Here is a 20,896-nt window from a genome sequence, read left to right as displayed (position 1 = left end):
GCCACGGGTGGCGGGGGCCCTCGGAGCGACCGGTACCGGTCGGCACGACCGATCAGACGGCGACCAGGTCGCAGACGAAGATCAGCGTCTCGCCCGGGGCGATCGCGGAGCCGGCACCGCGGTCACCGTAGGCGAGGTGGGCGGGGATGATCAGCTCGCGACGGCCGCCGACCTTCATGCCCTGGACACCCTGGTCCCAGCCGGAGATGACCTGGCCGATGCCGAGCTTGAACTGGAGCGGGGTGCCGCGGTTCCAGGAGGAGTCGAACTCCTCGCCGGTGGAGAAGGCGACGCCCACGTAGTGGACGGAGACGGTGGCGCCGGCCTTGGCCTCCGCGCCGTCGCCCACCCAGATGTCCCTGATCTCCAGGTCCTTCGGCGGCTCGCCACCCGGGAAGTCGACCTCGGGCTTCTCGATGCTCACTGAACTGCTCCTCATACTGATGAACTGCGCGATCGGGACAGTCTTACATCTTCGCCAGGATGTCCACGGCGAACACCAGCGTGGAGTTCTTCGGGATGCCCTGCTGCTCCTTGTCGCCGAAGGCCTCGGCCGGCGGGGCGACGATGAGGACGCGGCTGCCGACCTTCTTGCCGACGAGGCCCTTCTTCAGGCCCGGCAGCGTGAGCTGCGGGAGCGGGAAGTTCGCGGGCTTGCCCGTGGTGTAGGTGGAGTCGAAGACCTTGCCGTCCTTCCAGAGGGCGGCGACGTAGTTCACGACGACCGTGTCGGTCTCCTTGACGACCTCGCCCTTGGACTCGAGAACGTAGTTCGAGACGAGCTTGGTCGGCGCGGCGACCTTGGGGACGGTCAGCGAGGGCGCCTTGCCGTCGGTGTTCGTGCCGACCTTCGGCAGCTTCGCGTCCTCCTGCGGGACGACGGTGCCCGTGGCGGACTTCGGGATCGTGACGGACTTCAGGATGTCCACGACGAAGACGAGGGTGGCGTTCGGCTTGATGTTCGGCGGGGAGCCGGCCTCGCCGTAGCCGAGCGCCGGCGGGATGCCGACCTCGATGCGGCTGCCGACCTTCTGTCCTTCGAGGGCCTGCTCCCAGCCCTTGATGACCTGGCCGTCACCCAGCGTCACGCTGAAGGGCTGGCCGCGGTCGAAGCTGTTGTCGAAGGGGGTGGTGGAGTCCCAGGCCTGGCCCAGGTAGTTCACCTGGAGCGCGTCGCCCTTCTTCGTCACCGGGCCGTCGCCCTCGCTGATGATGTTGACCTTCAGGTCCTTGGGCGGGTCGCCCTCGCCCTTGGAGAGGGTCGGCTTCTCGCCGAACTTGACCCCCGCGGTGATGGCGGGCAGCCCGTTCTTCATCGAGGCGGAATCGGAGCCCTTGTCGTCGCTGCCGCACGCCGCTGTCGAGAGCAGCAGCAGCGGGACGACGAGAAGGCCGGCAAGTCGGCGCACGTGTTCCTCAGATCTCAGACGGCACAGTAGTTGTGCCGACACTCTAGGCGCTCCTCCTGTCACGTCGAGGGCCCCGCACGTCAATCGTGCGGGGCCCGGGGGGCTCGTACGCGCCGGTCCTACATTCCGGCGATCAGCTTTTCCACCCGGTCGTCGACGGAGCGGAACGGGTCCTTGCACAACACGGTGCGCTGTGCCTGGTCGTTGAGCTTCAGGTGGACCCAGTCCACGGTGAAGTCCCGGCGCTGCTCCTGGGCGCGGCGGATGAAGTCGCCGCGGAGTCGCGCCCTGGTGGTCTGCGGGGGCACCGACTTGCCCTCGAAGATCTTCATGTCGTTGCAGATCCGGGCCGCCTGCCCGTTCTTCTGCAGCAGGTAGTAGAGCCCGCGCCGGCGGTGGATGTCGTGGTACGCGAGGTCTATCTGCGCGACACGCGGGTTCGACATGGTCATGTTGTGCTTGGCCCGGTAGCGCTCGATGAGCCGGTGCTTCATGACCCAGTCGATCTCGGTCTCGATGCGGTCGAGCCGCTCGCTCTCGATCGAGTCGAGCGTGCGGCCCCAGAGCTCCAGGACCTGCGCGACGGTGCCGGAGCGGATGCCGCGCCGGTCGACGAAGTCGACCGCCTTCTCGTAGTACTCGCGCTGGACCTCCAGGGCGGAGGCCTCGCGACCGCTGGCGAGTCGGACCTTGCGCTGGCCCGTGATGTCGTGGCTGACCTCGCGGATAGCCCGGATGGGGTTCTCCAGGGTCAGGTCGCGCATGACGGTGCCGGCCTCGATCATGCGGAGCACCAGGTCGGTGGCGCCGACCTTGAGCAGCATGGTCGTCTCGGACATGTTCGAGTCGCCGACGATGACGTGGAGGCGGCGGTAGCGCTCGGCGTCGGCGTGCGGCTCGTCCCGGGTGTTGATGATGGGCCGCGAGCGGGTCGTGGCGGAGCTGACGCCCTCCCAGATGTGCTCGGCACGCTGGGAGACGCAGAAGACCGCGCCACGCGGGGTCTGGAGGACCTTTCCCGCGCCGCAGATGAGCTGCCGGGTGACGAGGAAGGGAATGAGGATGTCCGCGAGCCGGGAGAACTCCCCGTGGCGGGCGACGAGATAGTTCTCGTGGCAGCCGTAGGAGTTTCCGGCCGAGTCGGTGTTGTTCTTGAAGAGATAGACGTCGCCCGCGATTCCCTCCTCGTGCAGGCGGCGTTCGGCGTCGACGAGCAGGCCCTCGAGAATGCGCTCGCCTGCCTTGTCGTGGGTGACCAGTTCGGTCACGTCGTCACATTCCGGTGTTGCGTATTCCGGATGCGAACCCACGTCCAGGTACAGGCGGGCGCCGTTCCGCAGGAAGACATTGCTGCTGCGGCCCCATGACACGACACGGCGGAAGAGGTAGCGCGCCACTTCGTCAGGAGACAGTCGGCGCTGTCCCCTGAACGTGCACGTGACGCCGTACTCGTTCTCCAGCCCGAAAATGCGGCGGTCCATGTCTGAACATTACGCCTGACGGCGTGTGATGAAACCGGGTTGGGCGTTCCCGTTTCGATCATTTTCCGATCAGTGCGTGTTCTTTTCGGTGTGTACGGAGGTGGGGCCGCCCGCGCCGACGGCGTGTCGCGCGTCCGGTTCGGCCGGGACCGCCGGGTTCGCCGGGCTCACGGGGACGTGGAGGACGCGGCCGGTGGCGAGGAGGACGAGGAGGGCGACGAGGCCGCCCGCTCCGGCCACGGCGAATCCGGCGACGGTCCCGGCGAGTTCGACGGCGGGTCCCGCGACCGCGGAGCCGAGGGCCGAGCCGACACCGAAGGTCGTGACGAGCCAGGAGAAGGCCTCGGTCACGGTGCCGGCCGGGGCGTGCCGGTCGACGACGATGAACGCGCAGGCGAGGACGGGGGCCAGGAAGACGCCGGAGAGGGCCGCGAGGCCGGTCATGGCGACGGGGCCGGGGGTGAGGACCAGCGGCAGGTAGCAGACCGCGAGGAGCAGCACGAGGACGCGCAGCCGCCGCTCGGGGGCGCCGGACCACTGGCGGGCGCCGTAGGTGACGCCGCCGACGAGGGCGCCGAGGCCGAGGGCGGCCATGAGCCAGCCGTAGACGGACGGGGTGCCCCGGTCGTCGGCGTAGGAGACGGCGGCGACGGTGATGGAGCCGAGGGCGAGGCCGACGAAGAAGAACGAGCCCAGGAGGGCGAGGAGGCCGGGTGAGCGCAGGGCTCCCAGCCAGTGGGCCTCGCGGGGCGCGGAGCGCCAGGTGCGGGAGGGCTCGGAGAGGACCACGGCGAGGGCGCCGAGGACGCCGAGAGCGTTGATGACGAGCAGGGCCGCGGCGGGCGACCACAGCGAGACGAGGAGGGTCAGCAGCAGCGGGCCGACGGTGAACATGACCTCCTGGGCTACCGCGTCCATGGCGTACGCCCGGTGCACCCGGTCCTCGCGGCCGAGGACGCTCGGCCACAGGGCCCGGAGGCCGCCCTCCAGGGGCGGGGTGAAGAGGCCGGCGACGACGACGGCCGCGTAGGCGAGGGCCAGGTGACCGATGCCGGTGAGCGCGAGCAGGGCCATGCCGAGGGCGGAGAGGACCGCCGCGGGGAGCTGGACCCGCGGCTGCCCCTTGAGGTCGACGGCGCGGCCGAGGAGGGGCTGGCCGACGGCGGTGGCGACGCCGTAGGCGGCGATGAGGCCGCCGGCGAGTGTGTAGCTGCCGCCCTGGTCGCGGACGAAGAGGGTGAGGGCGATGGGGCCGACGCCGTTGGGCAGCCGCCCGATGAGCGTGCCGGCCAGCAGCCGGGCGGCGTGCGGTGCCCGGAGTATGTCGAGATAGCCGCCGTGTGCCGTGGCCTCGGTGGCCATGTCGGTCTCCCCTCATCCCCGGACCCCGCCGAGGTTTTACGTATAACGTCCGAGGTCATACGTACCATGTCCGCAGCGCGTGGGTCCACCCCGCGCCAGGCCACCCCCGGGTGACCGGCTCGTGAACCGTCCGACGCGGAGGCTTGTGTGCAGACCCCGGAGCCGCTCGGCGGCGCCCGCCCCACCAGCAGGGACGTCGCCCGGGCCGCGGGCGTCTCGCAGGCCACCGTGTCGCTCGTGCTCGGCGACAAGTGGCGCGGCCGTGTGTCGGAACGCACCGCCGAGGTCGTGCGGGAGGCCGCCCGGAGCCTCGGCTACCGGCCCAACCTCGCCGCCCGCAACCTCCGCCTCGGCCACACCCGTACGGCGCTGCTCGTCGTCCCGGCGCTCACCAACGAGTTCTTCGCCCGCGTCTACACCGGCGCGGCGACCGTCGCCGCCCGGCACGGCTTCGGTGTCGTCCTGTACCCCTCCCCCGACGGCGTCGGGCCCGCCAAGGACCCCTTCGCCTCGGCCCGCGCGGCCCTGGACGGGGTCATCGCCTCCTCGATGGCCTCGGACGCCCTGAAGGCCTTCCGGGGCACCGACCTGCCGCTGGTCATGCTCGACAGCGACCCCGCCGACACCGGCGCCGCCGCGCACGTCAACCTCGACATCGCGGACGGCATGCGCCAGGTCACGGGACACCTGCTGGCTCTCGGCCACCGGCACTTCGTCCACCTGGCCTCTGCCGTGGCGTCCTGGACCTTCGACGTCCGTGCCGCCGCGCTCACCGAGGCCCTCGCCGGCGTCTCGGTGCGGACGGTCCGCGCACCCCTGGACGTGCACGGCGCCATGGCCGCCACCGAGCGCGCCATGGCCGCGCCCGGCCCCCGCCCCACCGCTCTCGTGTGCGACGACGACATCCTCGCGGCGGGCGCCTGCAAGGCCCTGCGGCGGCTCGGGCTGCGGGTCCCCGAGGACGTCTCGGTCACCGGTTTCGACGACCTCGCGCTCGCGACCGCCGTCGAGCCGGAGCTGACGACCGTCTCGCTGCCGGCCGAGCGCATCGGCGAGCGGGGCATGGCGGCCCTCCTGGCCGTCCTCTCGGGCGAACCGCCACAGCCGGACGATCTCCCGGTCACGCTGGTCCCCCGGGGCTCCTCGGGGCCCGCACCGGCTTCCTGAGGCGGACACACGGAAGGGGCCCCGGTCCGCTCGCGCGCACCGGGGCCCCTCCGACAGGAAGCGCCTACTCCTCCGGAACCTCGTCCGAGGGCTCGTCCGTCTTCGCCACGGCCGCGTTGTCCGCCTGCAGGAGGCGGGACAGCTGGCGGCCGACGATCCGCTTGAACTTGCGCTGCTGCGGGCGCGTGCGGTCCAGGACCGCCACCTCCAGGCGCTCCGCGGGGATCTCCCGCTCGCTGCCGTTGGTGTCCCGCGAGAGCGCCTGCACGGCCAGCTTCAGGGCCTCGGCCAGGGACATGCCGTCCCGGTGCCGCTGGTCCAGGAAGGAGCTGATCTGCTCCGCGTTTCCGCCGACCGCGACCGAGCCGTGCTCGTCCACGATGGAGCCGTCGTGGGGCAGCCGGTAGATCTGGTCGCCCTCCGGCTCGGCGCCGACCTCGGCGACGACCAGCTCCACCTCGTACGGCTTCTCCCCCGCGCTGGAGAAGATCGTGCCGAGCGTCTGGGCGTAGACGTTGGCCAGGCCGCGCGCGGTGACGTCGTCCCGGTCGTAGGTGTAGCCCCGCAGGTCGGCGTAGCGCACGCCGCCGATGCGGAGGTTCTCGTACTCGTTGTACTTGCCGGCGGCGGCGAAGCCGATCCGGTCGTAGATCTCGCTGAACTTGTGCAGCGCACGCGAGGGGTTCTCGCCGACGAAGACGATGCCGTCCGTGTACTGGAGGACGACGAGGCTGCGGCCTCGGGCGATGCCCTTGCGGGCGTACTCCGCCCGGTCGGCCATGGCCTGCTGGGGTGAGACGTAGAACGGAGTGGACACCGGCGGTCCGTCCCTTTCTTCTGGGCTCCTACAGAGCGACGAGTGGTCAGAGCAGGGCGGCGCGCGGCCCGTCGGGCTGCGTGAGGCGCCGCTCGGTGACCGACCGGGCCAGCTCGGAGGACTCGGCCTCGGTGAGCCTGCGGAAACCCTCCTCGGTGATGACGGTGACGAGCGGGAAGATCCGGCGGGCCATGTCGGGGCCACCGGTCGCCGAGTCGTCGTCCGCCGCGTCGTAGAGCGCCTGCACGACCAGGGTCGTGGCCTGGTGCTCGGTGAGGTCGGGACTGTAGAGCTTCTTCATCGACCCGCGCGCGAAGATCGAGCCGGAGCCGGTGGCCGCGTAGCCCTGCTCCTCGGAGCGACCGCCGGTCACGTCGTAGGAGAAGATCCGGCCCTTGCCCTTGCCCTCGTCCCAGCCGGCGAAGAGCGGCACGACGGCGAGGCCCTGCATGGCCATGCCCAGGTTGCCGCGGATCATGGTGGACAGGCGGTTGGCCTTGCCCTCCAGGGAGAGCGTGGCGCCCTCCACCTTCTCGAAGTGCTCCAGCTCCAGCTGGAAGAGCTTGACCATCTCGACGGCGAGACCCGCGGTGCCGGCGATGGCGACGGCGGAGTACTCGTCGGCCGGGAAGACCTTCTCCATGTCGCGCTGCGCGATCATGTTGCCCATGGTGGCCCGCCGGTCGCCGGCGAGGACGACCCCGCCGTCGAAGGTGACCGCCACGATGGTCGTGCCGTGCGGGGCGTCGAGGACGCCCTCCGGCAGCTTGCGGTGGCTCGGCAGCAGCTCCGGCGAGTGTGCCGACAGGAAGTCCAGGAACGAGGACGATCCCGGCGTCAGGAAGGCCGCCGGCAGACGCCCGGTGCTACGAGGGTTGGCTTCCACGCGATTCCTTCCGGGTGGGAAAGTCGGCCCGTCGTGGGACGCGCGGGCCGATCTTGCTGTTGTGCACGGACCATACCCGTGCCACCGCCTGTCATCCGTCCCCGGACCCACGGCTTTTGCCGGGGCTCCGGGGACGGAGGAGTACAGGCGCGAGAGGCGGCTACTCGCCGCCCTTCTGGACGAAGCTACGAACGAACTCCTCCGCGTTGGACTCGAGGACGTCGTCGATCTCGTCCAGCACGGAGTCCACGTCGTCGCTCAGCTTCTCCTGGCGCTCCTGGAGATCGGAGCTCGCCTCCGTGGTGGTCTCCTCGACCTCCTCCGTGGAACGCGTCGCCTTCTGCTGTCCGCCGCCGGTGTCCTTGGTCGCCATATCCCTCACCCCGCTCGAAATCGGCCCGCTCGGTTGAGTCCGTACAAGATCAGACCCTATAGGTCGGGTCTGACTTCGGCCCCGCAGTTTCCACATCGCCCGGGCACTGATTCCATGATTCCCAGTGCCGGGGCATTTCAGGCCCGTGCCGGGCCCCCGATCATCCGCCGGACAGGACGCGGACCAGTTCCTCCGCGGTCCGGCAGCGGTCCAGGAGCGCCTTGACATGGGCCTTGGTGCCGCGCAGCGGCTCCAGGGTCGGCACACGCTGGAGCGAGTCCCGGCCGGGCAGGTCGAAGATCACCGAGTCCCAGGAGGCCGCGGCGACGTCGTCGGCGTACTGCTCCAGGCAGCGGCCCCGGAAATAGGCCCTGGTGTCCTCCGGAGGCACCGTCTCGGCCTGCCGCACCTCGGGTTCCTCCAGGAGCCTCTTCATGCGCCCCCGGGCCACCAGGCGGTTGTACAGGCCCTTCTCGGGGCGCACGTCCGCGTACTGGAGGTCCACCAGGTGCAGGCGGGCCGCGTCCCAGTCCAGGCCGTCCCGGCGCCGGTAGCCCTCCATGAGCTCCCGCTTGGCGATCCAGTCGAGCTCGCCGGCCAGGCTCATCGGGTCGTTCTCGAGCCGGTTGAGGGTGTCCTCCCAGCGTGTGAGGACGTCCTTCGTCTGCTCGTCCGCGTCCGAGCCGTACCGCTCGTCGACGTACTTCCTGGCCAGCTCGAAGTACTCCATCTGCAGCTGGACCGCGGTGAGCGTCCGGCCGCTGCGGAGCGTGACCAGGTACTGGAGGGACGGGTCGTGCGAGACCTGGTGGAGCGTCCTGACCGGCTGGTCGACGGCGAGGTCCACGGTGATGAACCCGTCCTCGATCATCGACAGGACCAGCGCGGTCGTGCCGAGCTTGAGGTACGTCGAGATCTCCGAGAGGTTCGCGTCCCCGATGATCACGTGCAGGCGGCGGTACCGCTCGGCGTCCGCGTGCGGCTCGTCGCGCGTGTTGATGATGGGCCGCTTGAGGGTGGTCTCCAGACCCACCTCGACCTCGAAGTAATCGGCGCGCTGACTGATCTGGAAGCCGTTCTCCCGGCCGTCCTGACCGATGCCGACCCGGCCCGCCCCGGTCACGACCTGGCGGGAGACGAAGAAGGGGGTCAGGTGGCGCACGATGTCCGAGAAGGGGGTCTCCCTCTTCATCAGGTAGTTCTCGTGCGTGCCGTAGGAGGCGCCCTTGTTGTCGGTGTTGTTCTTGTAGAGGTGGATCGGCTGGGCGCCGGGGAGCTGGGCGGCGCGGACGGCCGCCTCCGCCATGATCCGCTCGCCGGCCTTGTCCCACAGGACGGCGTCCCGCGGGTTGGTGACCTCCGGCGAGCTGTACTCGGGGTGGGCGTGGTCCACGTAGAGCCGGGCCCCGTTGGTGAGGATCACATTGGCCAGGCCGATGTCCTCGTCGGTGAGCTGACTGGAGTCGGCGGCCTCGCGGGCGAGGTCGAAGCCGCGGGCGTCCCGCAGCGGATTCTCCTCCTCGAAGTCCCAGCGGGCGCGGCGCGCCCGGTGCATCGCCGCCGCGTAGGCGTTGACGATCTGGGACGAGGTGAGCATGGCATTGGCGTTCGGGTGCCCGGGGACGGAGATCCCGTACTCCGTCTCGATGCCCATTACTCGCCGTACGGTCATGCGGCCCTCCTTGCCCGGCGTCGCTCACTGTGCGCGACTCGGCGTTACCGAAGAGCCTAGAACGGCTCCGCGCTGGTGGGGAGATCACTTGCGGTAATTTCCCGTGCTGCCGGAAGAAACCCGTGCTGCCGGGAGAATTTCCGGACGGAATACACCGGCTGCGGATGCCCGGTTTCCGGACATCCGCAGCCGGTGTGCGTTTTACAGGTACTGACCGGTGTTGGCCACCGTGTCGATGGAGCGTCCCGTGTCCGCGCCCTGCTTTCCGGTGACGAGGGTGCGGATGAAGACGATCCGCTCGCCCTTCTTTCCGGAGATCCTGGCCCAGTCGTCGGGGTTGGTGGTGTTGGGCAGGTCCTCGTTCTCCTTGAACTCGTCCACGCAGGCCTGGAGGAGGTGGGAGACGCGGATGCCCTTCTGGTTGTGGTCGAGGAAGGCCTTGATGGCCATCTTCTTGGCCCGGTCGACGATGTTCTGGATCATCGCGCCGGAGTTGAAGTCCTTGAAGTAGAGGACTTCCTTGTCGCCGTTGGCGTACGTGACTTCGAGGAAGCGGTTCTCCTCGGATTCCGCGTACATCTGCTCGACGACCGACTGGATCATTCCGTGGGCGGCGGCGGCCTTCGAGCCGCTGTGCTCGGAGATGTCGTCCGTGTGGAGCGGCAGGGTGGCCGTGAGGTACTTCGCGAAGATGTCCTTCGCGGCCTCCGCGTCCGGACGCTCGATCTTGATCTTGACGTCGAGCCGGCCGGGCCGAAGGATCGCGGGGTCGATCATGTCCTCGCGGTTGGAAGCGCCGATGACGATGACGTTCTCCAGGCCCTCCACGCCGTCGATCTCGGCGAGCAGCTGGGGGACGATGGTGTTCTCCACGTCCGAGCTGACACCGGATCCGCGGGTGCGGAAGAGGGATTCCATCTCGTCGAAGAAGACGATGACGGGGGTGCCCTCACTCGCCTTCTCCCTCGCACGCTGGAAGACGAGGCGGATGTGCCGCTCGGTCTCGCCGACGTACTTGTTGAGGAGCTCGGGCCCCTTGATGTTGAGGAAGTAGGACTTCCCCGCGGGCTGGCCGGTCACCTCGGCGACCTTCTTGGCCAGCGAGTTGGCCACGGCCTTCGCGATCAGCGTCTTGCCGCAGCCCGGCGGCCCGTAGAGCAGGATGCCCTTGGGCGGTCGGAGTTCGTGCTCCTTGAAGAGATCGGGGTAGAGGTACGGGAGCTCGACCGCGTCGCGGATCAGCTCGATCTGGTTGCCCAGACCGCCGATCTTGTCGTAGTCGACGTCCGGGACCTCTTCCAGAACGAGCTCTTCGACCTCGCTCTTGGGGATGACCTCGTAGACGTAGCCCGACCTGGCGTCGAGCAGCAGGGCGTCGCCGGGGCGGATGGTGACGTCCAGCAGAGGCTCGGCGAGCCTCACCACCCGTTCCTCGTCGGTGTGCCCGACCACCAGGGCGCGCTCGCCGTCCTCGAGGATCTCCTTGAGGGTGACGATGTCCCCGGCGCGCTCGAACTCCATGGCCTCGACCACGTTGAGCGCTTCGTTGAGCATGACTTCCTGGCCACGCCGGAGCTCTTCGAGCTCGACGCTGGGGCTCACGTTCACCCGGAGCTTGCGGCCCCCGGTGAAGATGTCGCACGTGCCGTCCTCATTGGCCTGCAGGAAGACACCGAAGCCGGCCGGCGGCTGCGCGAGCCGGTCGACCTCCTCCTTGAGGGCCACGATCTGGTCGCGGGCCTCACGGAGTGTATTGGCGAGCCGCTCGTTCTGCGCGGACACGCCGGCCAGGTTCGTCTGCAGCTCGACGATCCGCTCTTCGAGAATCCTCGTGTGTCGCGGAGAGTCGGCGAGCTTGCGGCGCAGGACGGCGATTTCCTGCTCGAGATAGGCAACCTGACCGGCGGGGTCCTCAGACCCTCGCCCCGGCCGGATGCCGCGGTTGATGTCGTCGTCGTGGGCTGCCACGGTCCTCACCTCCTCCAAGGGGAGCTGGACGCTTCCTGACCCTACCTGCGTGGGTGGTGATTGAAACCCCTAGATCAAAAAGACTCCGGGCCGTGTCCGATCTTCACCCTTGCGCTTCCCCTCTCGCCAGCTGAATACCCACCCTTTCGCCGTCTGAAAGCGGGCGGTTGTATCGTCGTCATGGGTCAACACCCTTCAGAGGTGGCCCGACTTACCCGCGCGAAGCAGAAACGGCAGGAGAAATGACCGTGCAGAACGAGGCCCCGGCAACGGGCGTCGAAGAGGCCCTGGAGGTCTGGATCGACCAGGACCTGTGCACCGGGGACGGGATCTGCGCGCAGTACGCTCCCGAGGTCTTCGAGCTGGACATCGACGGGCTCGCGTATGTGAAGAGCGCCGACGACGAGCTCCTCCAGGACAGCGGGGCGACGACGCCGGTGCCGCTGCCCCTGCTCCAGGACGTGGTGGACTCGGCGAAGGAGTGCCCGGGCGACTGCATCCACGTGCGCCGGGTCGCCGACAAGGTCGAGGTGTACGGCCCCGACGCCGAGTGACGGGTCAGGCGCTGCGCGCCTCGGCACGGGCGACGCGGACGAAGGCGCCGCCCTGCCAGTTCCAGCTGACCTGCTCCTTCTCGTCGGGGCAGCACATGGGGACGTCCGGGGACGAGTAGCCGAGAAGCGTGGCGTGCACCGCTCCGTCGCGCACGGCGAGCCCGGTGACGCTCTTGCCGTCCTTCGGCGCGACGAGCGTGGCCACCACGCGCGCGGGGGCGGCCGAGCCCTTGCCGCGGGTCAGGACGTAGACGCCGCTCGGCGGCGTGCCGGAGCCCGCTTCGCAGTGCACGACCGCAACGGTCTCCGGGTTCCCGTCGCCGTCGAGGTCGCCGGAGGCGCGCTTCGCGACCTTGTGCGCGGCTCCCCGGCACTCCAGGGGGTAGACGGCCGTGGCGGCCTCGGGAGCGGCCGCCGGACGCGGGGCGGCGGGGGCCGCCGTGGCTCCGGCGGGGCCGGGCTGGAGCAGTCCGGCCAGGGCGACGACCGCGGCGGTCGCGGTGGCGGTCGCCAGCCAGTGCGCCGGCCTGGCATGGGTGTGCGCGAGGTCGGGCAGATCCGCGGGGTCCTGGGCGGCGGAGGGCTGCACGCGAGACGTCTCCTGTGGGGGCTGTGCGGAGGGTTTCGGGCATCGTGCCATACGTCACAGGGGGACGGAACAGGCGGGGTCTCAGCGAGCGTCGGCCGGGGCTTGCTTGTGCGTCGGCCGGGGCTGCCCGTGCGTCGCCGGCAGGCCGTTCGTCACCGGCGGGCCGTGCGTCGCCGGGCGAGGCGCGTCGCCGGGGCGGGCCGCGCCCCCGAACATGAGGACGCCGCCGTCGAGTTCCCCTCCGTGGGCGGGAACTCGACGGCGGCGCCGTGCGGGTGTCGGGACGTCAGCCCTTGTTGGGGCCTTCGTAGTCCTCGCCGTACGCGCCCTTCGCGGGGCGGCGGCGGCGCATCGGGGGCTCGACGCCGTCCGCCAGGCGGCGGGCGGTGACGAGGAAGCCGGTGTGGCCGATCATGCGGTGATCGGGCCGGACGGCGAGACCCTCGACGTGCCAGTTGCGGATCATGGACTCCCAGGGCTGCGGCTCGGCGTAGCAGCCGAACTCGCGGATGGACTCCACGGTGCGCGCGAGCTGGGTGGTGGTCGCCACGTAGCAGCAGAGGATGCCGCCGGGGACCAGGGCCTTGGAGACGGCCTCCAGGCACTCCCAGGGAGCGAGCATGTCCAGGATGACGCGGTCGACGTCCGTGTCGGACAGGTTGTCCTGGAGGTCGCCGACGGTCAGCTGCCAGGCCGGGTGGGGGCCGCCGAAGTAGCGCTCGACGTTGCCCTTCGCGATCTCGGCGAAGTCCTCGCGGCGCTCGTAGGAGTGCAGCATGCCGCTGTCGCCGATGGCGCGCAGGAGAAAGCTGCTCAGCGAGCCCGAGCCCACTCCCGCTTCCACGACGCGGGCGCCGGGGAAGATGTCGGCGAAGGCCAGGATCTGCCCCGCGTCCTTGGGGTAGACCACGGCGGCGCCGCGGGGCATGGACAGGACGTAGTCGGGGAGCAGGGGGCGCAGCGCGAGGTAGGCGACGTTTCCCGTGGTACGGACAACGCTGCCCTCGGGGGCGCCGATCAGTTCGTCGTGCGGGAAAGAACCCTTGTGGGTGTGGAAGTTCTTTCCCTCTTCGAGCGTGAACGTGTAGTGACGGCCCTTGGGGTCGGTCAGCTGAACCTGGTCCCCGACCTTGAAGGGCCCGCGTCGGCGGGCGGCACCGGTCGGTTCGGACATGTGAACAGAGTACCGGGGTTACGAAGACGGTCGCGCCATGGCCCGGACGAAGGCCCGCTCCACGTCGGTGGTGGCGAGGACCCCGTAGATCTCCCCGGTCTCCTCGACGACGAGGTACTCGGTGGCGGGGCTGGCGCGGAGGTGGTCGAGGAGGGGCTGGCCGGTGAGTTCCGCGGGGACGCGCATGCCGTCGGTGAGGTCCTGGGTGAGGGCGCTGACGGCGACCCAGGGGCGGCGGTGCTGGGGGACGGCGGCGATGGCGGCCTCGCGGACGATGCCGGTGGGGTCGCCTCCGCCGTCGACGACCACGAGGGCGCGGGCGCCGGCCTCGTTGGCGCGGCGGAGGGCCTCGGAGAGGGGGGTGGCGGGTTCGACGGGGATGGCGCGCCGGGTGAGGGTGCGGGCGCGGAGCTCGGGGAGGTGCTCGCGGAGCCGGGCCACGCGGAGGCTGTTGCCGGCGCCGGTCCAGATGATCGCGGCCAGGATGGCGGCGAGGAGGGCGTCGGTGACGGTGTCGAGGCCGCTGACGTCGTCGGTCGAGTTGCCGAGGAAGCCGGTGCGGGTGAGCAGGGGCAGGCCGACGAGGACGAGGACGGCGAGGGCGCGGCCGACCCAGGCGGCGGCGACGGTGCCGCTCATGGGCTTGCCGGTGATCTTCCAGACGACGGCGCGGAGCATGCGGCCGCCGTCGAGGGGAAGGCCGGGGAGCAGGTTGAAGGCGGCGACGATCAGGTTGGAGATCATCAGGCCTGCGAGGAGGACTCCGGGGACGGTGCCGGGCTCGACCGCGTACAGGGAGAGGTAGAACACGCCGGAGAGGACGAGGGAGAGGAGCGGGCCGACGAAGGCGAGGACGAACTCGCGGCCGGGGGTCTCGGTCTCCTTCTCGATCTCGGAGACGCCGCCGAAGAACTGGAGCTGGATGCGGCGCACGGGCAGCTTGAAGCGGAGCGCGGCGATCGTGTGGGCCAGTTCGTGGACGAGTACGGAGGCGTAGAAGGCGACCGCGAAGAAGAGGGAGACGAGGTAGCGGGCGGCGCCGAGTTCGGGCAGGACCCGCTCGATCTGGTCGCCGAAGACCCAGGTGATGAGGGCGGCGACCAGGAACCAGCTGGGTGCGACGTAGACGGGCACGCCGAAGGGGCGGCCCATGAGGATCCCGCCGCCGGGCTCCTCGGTCCGCTGCGGCTTGGGCTCGTCCTGGTTCACGGGTTCCTTTCGTCGCGGCGTGTGGCCCCACGTCGGTGCGTCACGGTTCGATCATGCAGTGCGACGGGGCCCCAGGTCGATGGTATTCCGCTCGCTGTCGGTGGCGGGTCGTAGGGTCTGTGTCATGAGTACGAGCGAGCAGGTGCCGGCGGAGCCCCGGGCGCCCATGTCGTTGTCGCCGTCACGGGCGAGCGATTTCATGCAGTGTCCGCTGCTGTACCGGTTCCGGGTGATCGACCGGCTGCCGGAGAAGCCGAGTCCGGCGGCGACCCGGGGCACGCTGGTGCATGCGGTGCTCGAGCGGCTCTTCGACGACGAGGCTGCGGAGCGGACGGCGCCGCGGGCGAAGGCGATGGTTCCGGGGCAGTGGGAGCGACTTCTCGAGTCGAAGCCGGAGCTGGGAGAGCTGTTCGCGGAGGATCCGGACGGGGAGCGGCTCGCGGGCTGGCTCGGCGAGGCGGAGCGGCTGGTCGAGCGCTGGTTCACGCTGGAGGACCCCACGCGTCTCGAGCCGGCCGAGCGCGAGCTGTTCGTGGAGACGGAGCTGGATTCGGGGCTGCGGCTGCGCGGGGTGATCGACCGGGTCGACGTGACGCCGTCGGGTGACGTGCGGATCGTCGACTACAAGACGGGCAAGGCGCCCCGGCCCGAGTACCGCGAGGGCGCGCTGTTCCAGATGACGTTCTACGCGCTGGTGGTGTGGCGGCTGAAGCGGGTGCTTCCGCGGCGGCTGCAGCTGGTCTACCTGGGCAGTGGGGACGTCCTGACGTACGACCCGGTGGAGGCGGACCTGCTCCGGGTGGAGCGCAAGCTGCTGGCTCTGTGGGACGCGATCCGGCTGGCGACGGAGACGGGCGACTGGCGGCCGCGGCCGACGAAGCTCTGTGGCTGGTGCGACCACCAGGAGGTCTGTCCGGAGTTCGGGGGGACTCCCCCGGTGTATCCGCTGAAGATCGTTTCCGCGCGCCCGCCGGAGTCGGGCGAATCCGGGCAGGGCAGAATGGACCCGGTGCCGCCGGCACCGTGACGGCGGCCCCTGCCGTGAGCTCAGCCCGCCCCGTGAAGGAGTCCTTGTGACGATCCGCGTCCTCCTGGTCGACGATCAGCCGTTGCTGCGCACCGGCTTCCGGATGATTCTGGAGGCGGAGCAGGACATCGCGGTGGTGGGCGAGGCCGGTGACGGTCTCCAGGCGCAGGAGCAGGTGCGCGCGCTGCAGCCGGACGTGGTGCTGATGGACATCCGCATGCCGCGGATGGACGGTGTGGAGGCGACGCGGCAGATCACCGGTCCTGGCCGGGACGGTCCGGCGAAGGTGCTGGTGCTGACCACGTTCGATCTGGACGAGTACGTGGTGGAGGCGCTGCGGGCGGGGGCGAGCGGCTTCCTGCTCAAGGACGCCCCGGCGAACGAGCTGGTGCAGGCGATCCGGGTGGTGGCGGCGGGCGAGGCGATGCTGGCGCCGTCGATCACGCGCCGGCTGCTCGACAAGTACTCGGCGCATCTGCCGACGGGCGAGGAGCAGGTGCCGGACACCCTGGGCACCTTGACCGATCGCGAGGTCGAGGTGCTGAAGCTGGTGGCGCGGGGTCTGTCGAACGCGGAGATCGCGGCGGACCTGTTCGTCAGCGAGACGACGGTGAAGACGCATGTGGGCCATGTGCTGACGAAGCTGGGCCTGCGGGACCGGGTGCAGGCCGCGGTGTACGCGTACGAGAGCGGTCTGGTGCGGCCCGGCGGCAATCAGTAGCCCGGGGACGGACACGGCGGAGGGGCCCGGTGCGCGTGTCGCGCGCCGGGCCCCTCCGCCGTTCGGGCTCAGCCCTTCTTCAGCTCCCAGAAGCGGAAGACGGTGGACGCGTCGAGGGTCCACTCGAGGCCGGTGACGTCGTCGCGGGCGACGGCGTACTGCTTGCCCTGCCAGAGCGGGAGGATCGGGAGTTCCTCGGCGACGAGGTCCTGGAGCTGCCCGTACTCGTCGGCGGTGGCGGCGCGGTCGGCGATGCCCGCGGTCTTCGGGAGGATGTCGCCGGTGATGGTGGCGTTCTCGAAGTGGTTGCCGAGGACGTTGCCCTCGCCGAAGAAGGGGGCGGTGAAGTTGTCGGCGTCGGGGTAGTCGGGGACCCAGCCCTTGACGTAGACGCCGTACTTGCCGGCGGCGATGTCCTTCTCGTACTGGTCGAAGGCGACGGACTTGACGTCGGCGTCGAAGAGGCCGCTGGCGTTGAGCTGGCCGGCGATGGCCTTGAGCTCCTGGTCGGTGGCCGGGCCGTAGCGGCTGGGCGTGGACCAGAGGGTGAGCTTCACCTTGCCGGTGATGTCGGCGTCGCGCAGGGCCTTCTTCGCCTTGGCCTTGTCGGGGCTGCCGTAGGTGTCGAAGAAGGCGGTGTTGTGGCCGGCGATGCCCGCCGGGACGATCGAGTAGAGCGGCGTGGCCGTCGACTTGTAGACGTCCTCGACGAGGGCCTCGCGGTTGACGAGGTGCGCGATGGCCTTGCGGACGCCGAGCTTGCCGACGACGGGGTCCTTCACGTTGAAGACGAGGTGCTGGACCTCGGCGCTGTTGCCCTGCGTGACCTCGATGCCCCGGTCGTCGGTGGTCTCGGAGGTCTCCAGCTCGGAGATGTCGCCGGCGGAGAGCCCTCGGTAGGCGACGTCGATCTCGCCGTCGGCGAGGCCCTTGGAGAGGGCGGTGCGGTCGCCGCCGTAGAGCTTGAGGGTGACCGCCCCGTTCTTCGGCTTGGCGGTGCCCCGGTAGCCGGAGTTGGCGGAGAAGGTGGCCTCGGTCTCGCTGAAGGAGTCCAGCTTGTAGGGGCCGGAGCCGGTGGCCTTGCCGTCGGTGCGCAGGGCGTCGGCCGGGTAGTCGCGGTGGTCGACGATGGAGCCGGCGCCGGAGGCGATCTTGCTGGGGAAGGTGGCGTCCGGGACCTTGAGGCGGAAGACGACGGTCCGCTCGTCGGGGGTGTCGATGGAGGCGATGGAGGCGAGCAGCGGCGCGGGACCGGACGGGTCGGCGATCTTGAGCGCCCGCTCGAAGGAGAACTTGACGTCCTTCGAGGTGAGCGGGTTGCCGTTGGAGAAGGTGAGGCCGTCCCGGAGGGTGCAGGTGTAGACCTTGCTGCCCGAGCTGAAGCCGCACTTCTCGGCGGCCTCGGGCTCGGGCTCGGAGCCGCCCTTGGGGAAGGCCATCAGGGACTGGAAGACGTTGTTGAACAGCAGCCAGGAGCCGGGGTCGTAGCCGGCCGCAGGGTCGGTGGCGAGGATCTCGTCGGACATGCCGACGCGTATGCCGTCGCCGGAGGCGGAGCCTCCGCCCTGCTCGGTGCCGCAGCCGCTGAGGAGGGCGGCGGACAGCCCCGCGGCGAGCGGAGCCGTCAGCCACTTGTTGTGTGCCTTCACAGAACTTGCCTCTTGATCTCTTGCCAGGTCGGCCGCGCGCTGGTGCGCGGCCGGTTACCGATCCAGTCGAGGGGGTTATGCGGTGCCGCGGCCCAGTTCCCAGAGCAGCAGGTCGGAGGACGTGTTGAGTGCGTACTCGACCCCCGTGAGGTCGTCGCGGGCGGCGACGTACTGCTTGCCCTGCCACAGCGGCAGGACGGGCACGTCCTCGGCGACGATCTTCTGGATCTGCGCGTAGACGGGGCTTGCGGCGGTGCGGTCGGCCTGGCGGCGCGACCGCGGGATGAGCTGGTCGCGTACGACGTCGTTGACGTACGGGGTGTTGAGGAAGTTGTCGCTGTCCAGGAAGGGAGCGATGTAGTTGTCCGGGTCCGGGTAGTCCGGGAACCAGCCGAGGCCGTAGACGGCGTAGTCGCCGCGCTTCTGGGCCGGGCGGAAGGTGGACCACTCCGACCCGCGGGTGGTGGCGTCGAAGAGGCCGCTGGCGACGAGCTGCTTCTTGAGGGCCTCGAACTCCTCGGCGGTCTCGGAGCCGTAGTGGTCGGTGGTGTAGTTGAGGGTCACCTTGACCGGGGTGCTGACGCCGGCGTCCTTGAGGATCTTGGCGGCGCGGGCGGGGTCGGAGTCGCCGTACGCGTCGTAGAAGGGGGTCGCGTGGCCGGTGATGTTGGAGGGGATCAGCGAGTAGAGCGGCTCGGCGGTGGGGCCGTAGACGCCGTTGACGAGGGCGCCCCGGTCGACGACGGCGGCCATGGCCTGGCGTACGGCCTTCTCCTTGACGGAGGGGGCCTTGGTGTTGAAGCCGAGGTAGCGGATCTCCAGGCCGGGGACCTCGGTGACCCGGATGCGCTCCTTGGGGGTCTCGGTGAGCTCCCTGATCTGCTTCTGTGACAGCGAGCGGGCCATCATGTCGATGTCGTCGCTCTCCAGGGCCGCGCCCATGGCGCCGGCGTCGGCGAAGGCCCGCAGCTCGACCTGCTCGTTGCGCGGGACGATGTCGCCCTTGTACTTCGGGTTCCTGGTGAAGACGAAGCGGGCGGCCTTCTCGCCCTCGCGCTCGACCTTCATGGTGTACGGGCCCGAGCCGTCGACGTCGAAGCCGTCACGGAGCTTCCCGGCGGGGTACTTGTCCTTGCTGAGGATGCCGGCGACCGGGGTCGAGAGCTTGTACGGGAAGGTGGCGTCGGGGGACTTGAGGTGGAAGACGACCTCGTCGGTGCCCTTGGTCTCGACGGTGTCGATGCCGGCGAGGAGTGCGGCCGTTCCGTTGTCCGACTTGATCTTCAGGACGCGCTCGATGGAGTACTTGACGTCCTGGGCGGTGACCGGCGTGCCGTCGGCGAAGGTGAGCCCTGAGCGGAGCTTGCAGCGGTAGCTCTCGCTGGCCTTGTCGGAGAAGCCGCAGCTCTGGGCGGCCTCGGGGACGGGCTCGCCGCCGCCGCGGGGCACGTGCAGCAGCGTCTGGACGGTCTGCCGCAGGATGTTCCAGGTGCCGGTGTCGTAGGCGAAGGCCGGGTCGAGGGGGGCAGGGGCGTCCTCGGTCGCGATGAACTGGTCCGTGGTGCCGACGACGATGGCTCTGCCGTCCTCCGCTCCGCCACAGGCGGCGAGCAGGGGGGCCAGCAGTACGGCCGCGGCGGGCAGCACCAGGGTCTTGCGGTTCATCAGGGACGTTCTCCTCATCCGGCACTGGGATACAGCGGTCTGGGACACTCCGCCGCCGGCCGCCCGGTCGGGGCGGGAGCGATCGGGCCGGGTGTTGCGATCGATCCTGTGTTCACGGCGACTTGGGTGTGCGCCGGTGCACGCGGTTATACGGCGAAGTACTCGCGAAAGATTAGTGGGCGCCGCCGCTATTGCCCGACCGCGGGCAGGCTCGGGGTAATCGCACAGTGATCATGAATACGGAACGCTCGATAGTCATGCGGTGCCGCGATGCGGACGCGGGCCATCGAACCGGGACAGATGGGATCACCAAAACCGCATGATTCCGGTCACGAAACGCATCCAGGCCACCCACCGGCGGGCACTCTGGGTGACGAAGGTCACGTGGAGGCTTTATCGGTGAATGGCCTGGCCGATTTCCGCGCGGGAAAGCGCGGTCCATCGGGAAAGCTCAGACGAAGCTCAGATTCCGGTGATCAAAGTGCGCAGGAAGGGCACGTCGACTTCCTCCAGGGAACGCACCACGACCCGGCCAGGGGAAGGGGCGATGGGGGCGACGGAGGGCACCGCGACGACCCGGCAGCCCGCGGCCTCGGCGGCCGCCACACCGGTCGCCGTGTCCTCGATGACGGCGCAGAGCGCCGGGTCGGCGCCCACGCCGCGCGCGGCCGTCAGGTAGGGCTCGGGGTGCGGCTTGGTGCGGCCGACCTCGTCCCCGGCGACGGTGAGCGCGAAGCGGTCCCGGCCGAGCGAGCCGAGGATCCGCTCGATGATCCGCCGGTGCGAGGCGGAGACCAGGGCCGTGGGGATGTTGTGCCGGGCCAGCTCGGTGAGGAGCCGCTCGGCCCCGGGCATGAGCGGGACGCCCCGCTCGATGCGCTGCTCGAACTTCTCGTTGAGGAGGACCGTCAGCTCCGCGACGGTGATGTCGGCGCCGGTGGACTCGATGAGGTAGCCCGCGCTGCGGGTCATCGGGCCGCCGACGACGATGTCCCGCCAGGCCTCGTCCAGTCGGTGTCCGAGGTCGGCGAAGACCTCGACCTCGGCGTCCCACCAGAACCCCTCCGTGTCGACGAGGGTCCCGTCCATGTCGAGGAAGACGGCCTGCAGGGCGGAGCTTCCGTTCGCACGGAACAGGGACGCGGGGACCGTACTGGTCATCCGGCACACCTT

Annotated in this window: 19 protein-coding genes; 4 read left to right on the top strand and 15 right to left on the bottom strand. The window is 70.0% G+C overall.

From position 1 onward, the window contains the following. Positions 1-52: 52 nt before the first annotated feature. From DEJ46_RS31840 to DEJ46_RS31825, 4 genes are all read right to left on the bottom strand, one after another. Complete coding sequence (locus DEJ46_RS31840) at positions 53-424, bottom strand: FKBP-type peptidyl-prolyl cis-trans isomerase (protein ID WP_055644455.1); 372 nt, start codon at positions 422-424, stop codon at positions 53-55. Between the two features lie 43 nt (positions 425-467). Beyond that, complete coding sequence (locus tag DEJ46_RS31835; RefSeq protein ID WP_150271913.1) at positions 468-1,409, bottom strand: FKBP-type peptidyl-prolyl cis-trans isomerase; 942 nt, start codon at positions 1,407-1,409, stop codon at positions 468-470. 119 nt (positions 1,410-1,528) lie between these two features. Further along, positions 1,529-2,890, bottom strand: a complete 1,362-nt coding sequence (gene pafA, locus DEJ46_RS31830; RefSeq protein ID WP_150271912.1) for a Pup--protein ligase — start codon at positions 2,888-2,890, stop codon at positions 1,529-1,531. 69 nt (positions 2,891-2,959) lie between these two features. Beyond that, positions 2,960-4,252, bottom strand: coding sequence for an MFS transporter (locus DEJ46_RS31825; RefSeq protein WP_150271910.1), 1,293 nt, complete (start codon positions 4,250-4,252; stop codon positions 2,960-2,962). Positions 4,253-4,399: 147 nt separating this feature from the next. Between DEJ46_RS31825 and DEJ46_RS31820 the strand changes: the two genes are divergently transcribed. Then, positions 4,400-5,419, top strand: coding sequence for a LacI family DNA-binding transcriptional regulator (locus DEJ46_RS31820; protein WP_150271908.1), 1,020 nt, complete (start codon positions 4,400-4,402; stop codon positions 5,417-5,419). Between the two features lie 64 nt (positions 5,420-5,483). Here the strand turns inward: DEJ46_RS31820 and prcA are convergent, their stop codons facing one another. The 5 genes from prcA to arc form a co-directional block, all read right to left on the bottom strand. Further along, positions 5,484-6,236, bottom strand: coding sequence for a proteasome subunit alpha (gene prcA / locus DEJ46_RS31815; RefSeq protein ID WP_150271906.1), 753 nt, complete (start codon positions 6,234-6,236; stop codon positions 5,484-5,486). A 46-nt stretch (positions 6,237-6,282) separates the two neighbouring features. After that, positions 6,283-7,122, bottom strand: a complete 840-nt coding sequence (prcB, locus tag DEJ46_RS31810) for a proteasome subunit beta (RefSeq protein ID WP_150271904.1) — start codon at positions 7,120-7,122, stop codon at positions 6,283-6,285. A gap of 160 nt (positions 7,123-7,282) precedes the next feature. Continuing rightward, positions 7,283-7,495, bottom strand: a complete 213-nt coding sequence (locus tag DEJ46_RS31805; protein WP_055644448.1) for a ubiquitin-like protein Pup — start codon at positions 7,493-7,495, stop codon at positions 7,283-7,285. Positions 7,496-7,655: 160 nt separating this feature from the next. Beyond that, positions 7,656-9,167, bottom strand: coding sequence for a depupylase/deamidase Dop (gene dop / locus DEJ46_RS31800; RefSeq protein WP_150271902.1), 1,512 nt, complete (start codon positions 9,165-9,167; stop codon positions 7,656-7,658). Positions 9,168-9,368: 201 nt separating this feature from the next. Then, positions 9,369-11,135: a proteasome ATPase gene (gene arc, locus DEJ46_RS31795; protein WP_055646423.1), complete on the bottom strand. Its 1,767-nt coding sequence runs from the start codon at positions 11,133-11,135 to the stop codon at positions 9,369-9,371. A gap of 242 nt (positions 11,136-11,377) precedes the next feature. Between arc and DEJ46_RS31790 the strand changes: the two genes are divergently transcribed. Continuing rightward, entirely contained in the window at positions 11,378-11,689 is a 312-nt protein-coding gene (locus DEJ46_RS31790; protein ID WP_024755477.1) for a ferredoxin, read from the top strand. A gap of 4 nt (positions 11,690-11,693) precedes the next feature. Here DEJ46_RS31790 and DEJ46_RS31785 read toward each other — a convergent pair whose 3' ends face one another. The 3 genes from DEJ46_RS31785 to DEJ46_RS31775 all read right to left on the bottom strand — a co-directional run bounded on the left by DEJ46_RS31785 (position 11,694) and on the right by DEJ46_RS31775 (position 14,604). Continuing rightward, positions 11,694-12,278: a hypothetical protein gene (locus DEJ46_RS31785; protein ID WP_150271901.1), complete on the bottom strand. Its 585-nt coding sequence runs from the start codon at positions 12,276-12,278 to the stop codon at positions 11,694-11,696. Between the two features lie 286 nt (positions 12,279-12,564). After that, positions 12,565-13,452 (bottom strand): tRNA (adenine-N1)-methyltransferase, encoded by an 888-nt coding sequence (locus DEJ46_RS31780; RefSeq protein WP_015032448.1) that lies wholly within the window; start codon positions 13,450-13,452, stop codon positions 12,565-12,567. Between the two features lie 18 nt (positions 13,453-13,470). Further along, entirely contained in the window at positions 13,471-14,604 is a 1,134-nt protein-coding gene (locus DEJ46_RS31775) for a site-2 protease family protein (protein ID WP_223835518.1), read from the bottom strand. A gap of 181 nt (positions 14,605-14,785) precedes the next feature. Here DEJ46_RS31775 and DEJ46_RS31770 point away from each other — a divergent pair, with 181 nt between their 5' ends. Next, the gene (locus DEJ46_RS31770; protein ID WP_223835230.1) at positions 14,786-15,688 is read left to right on the top strand and encodes a RecB family exonuclease; all 903 of its coding nucleotides are present in this window, start codon (positions 14,786-14,788) and stop codon (positions 15,686-15,688) included. A 46-nt stretch (positions 15,689-15,734) separates the two neighbouring features. Continuing rightward, positions 15,735-16,409, top strand: a complete 675-nt coding sequence (locus DEJ46_RS31765) for a response regulator (RefSeq protein WP_150271895.1) — start codon at positions 15,735-15,737, stop codon at positions 16,407-16,409. 68 nt (positions 16,410-16,477) lie between these two features. Here DEJ46_RS31765 and DEJ46_RS31760 read toward each other — a convergent pair whose 3' ends face one another. The 3 genes from DEJ46_RS31760 to DEJ46_RS31750 all read right to left on the bottom strand — a co-directional run bounded on the left by DEJ46_RS31760 (position 16,478) and on the right by DEJ46_RS31750 (position 20,884). After that, on the bottom strand, positions 16,478-18,058 hold the full coding sequence (locus DEJ46_RS31760) for an ABC transporter substrate-binding protein (protein WP_150271893.1): 1,581 nt from the start codon (positions 18,056-18,058) through the stop codon (positions 16,478-16,480). Positions 18,059-18,133: 75 nt separating this feature from the next. After that, complete coding sequence (locus DEJ46_RS31755; RefSeq protein ID WP_150271892.1) at positions 18,134-19,723, bottom strand: ABC transporter substrate-binding protein; 1,590 nt, start codon at positions 19,721-19,723, stop codon at positions 18,134-18,136. A gap of 462 nt (positions 19,724-20,185) precedes the next feature. Next, positions 20,186-20,884, bottom strand: a complete 699-nt coding sequence (locus DEJ46_RS31750; RefSeq protein WP_150271890.1) for an HAD family hydrolase — start codon at positions 20,882-20,884, stop codon at positions 20,186-20,188. Positions 20,885-20,896 lie beyond the last annotated feature (12 nt).

The sequence above is a fragment of the Streptomyces venezuelae genome (genome assembly GCF_008642375.1).
GTDB lineage: Bacteria > Actinomycetota > Actinomycetes > Streptomycetales > Streptomycetaceae > Streptomyces > Streptomyces venezuelae_G.
The sequence above is the reverse complement of the archived record's forward strand: the minus strand, read 5'-3'. Positions and strand labels throughout refer to the sequence as shown.

Coding starts and splice junctions, on each gene's coding strand:
- DEJ46_RS31805 (WP_055644448.1), bottom strand. CDS start 7,495: ATGGCGACCAAGGACACCGGCGGCGGACAGCAGAAGGCGACGCGTTCC.
- DEJ46_RS31825 (WP_150271910.1), bottom strand. CDS start 4,252: ATGGCCACCGAGGCCACGGCACACGGCGGCTATCTCGACATACTCCGG.
- DEJ46_RS31750 (WP_150271890.1), bottom strand. CDS start 20,884: ATGACCAGTACGGTCCCCGCGTCCCTGTTCCGTGCGAACGGAAGCTCC.
- DEJ46_RS31790 (WP_024755477.1), top strand. CDS start 11,378: ATGACCGTGCAGAACGAGGCCCCGGCAACGGGCGTCGAAGAGGCCCTG.
- DEJ46_RS31775 (WP_223835518.1), bottom strand. CDS start 14,604: ATGGGCCGCCCCTTCGGCGTGCCCGTCTACGTCGCACCCAGCTGGTTC.
- dop (WP_150271902.1), bottom strand. CDS start 9,167: ATGACCGTACGGCGAGTAATGGGCATCGAGACGGAGTACGGGATCTCC.
- DEJ46_RS31780 (WP_015032448.1), bottom strand. CDS start 13,452: ATGTCCGAACCGACCGGTGCCGCCCGCCGACGCGGGCCCTTCAAGGTC.
- pafA (WP_150271912.1), bottom strand. CDS start 2,890: ATGGACCGCCGCATTTTCGGGCTGGAGAACGAGTACGGCGTCACGTGC.
- DEJ46_RS31770 (WP_223835230.1), top strand. CDS start 14,786: ATGAGTACGAGCGAGCAGGTGCCGGCGGAGCCCCGGGCGCCCATGTCG.
- DEJ46_RS31755 (WP_150271892.1), bottom strand. CDS start 19,723: ATGAACCGCAAGACCCTGGTGCTGCCCGCCGCGGCCGTACTGCTGGCC.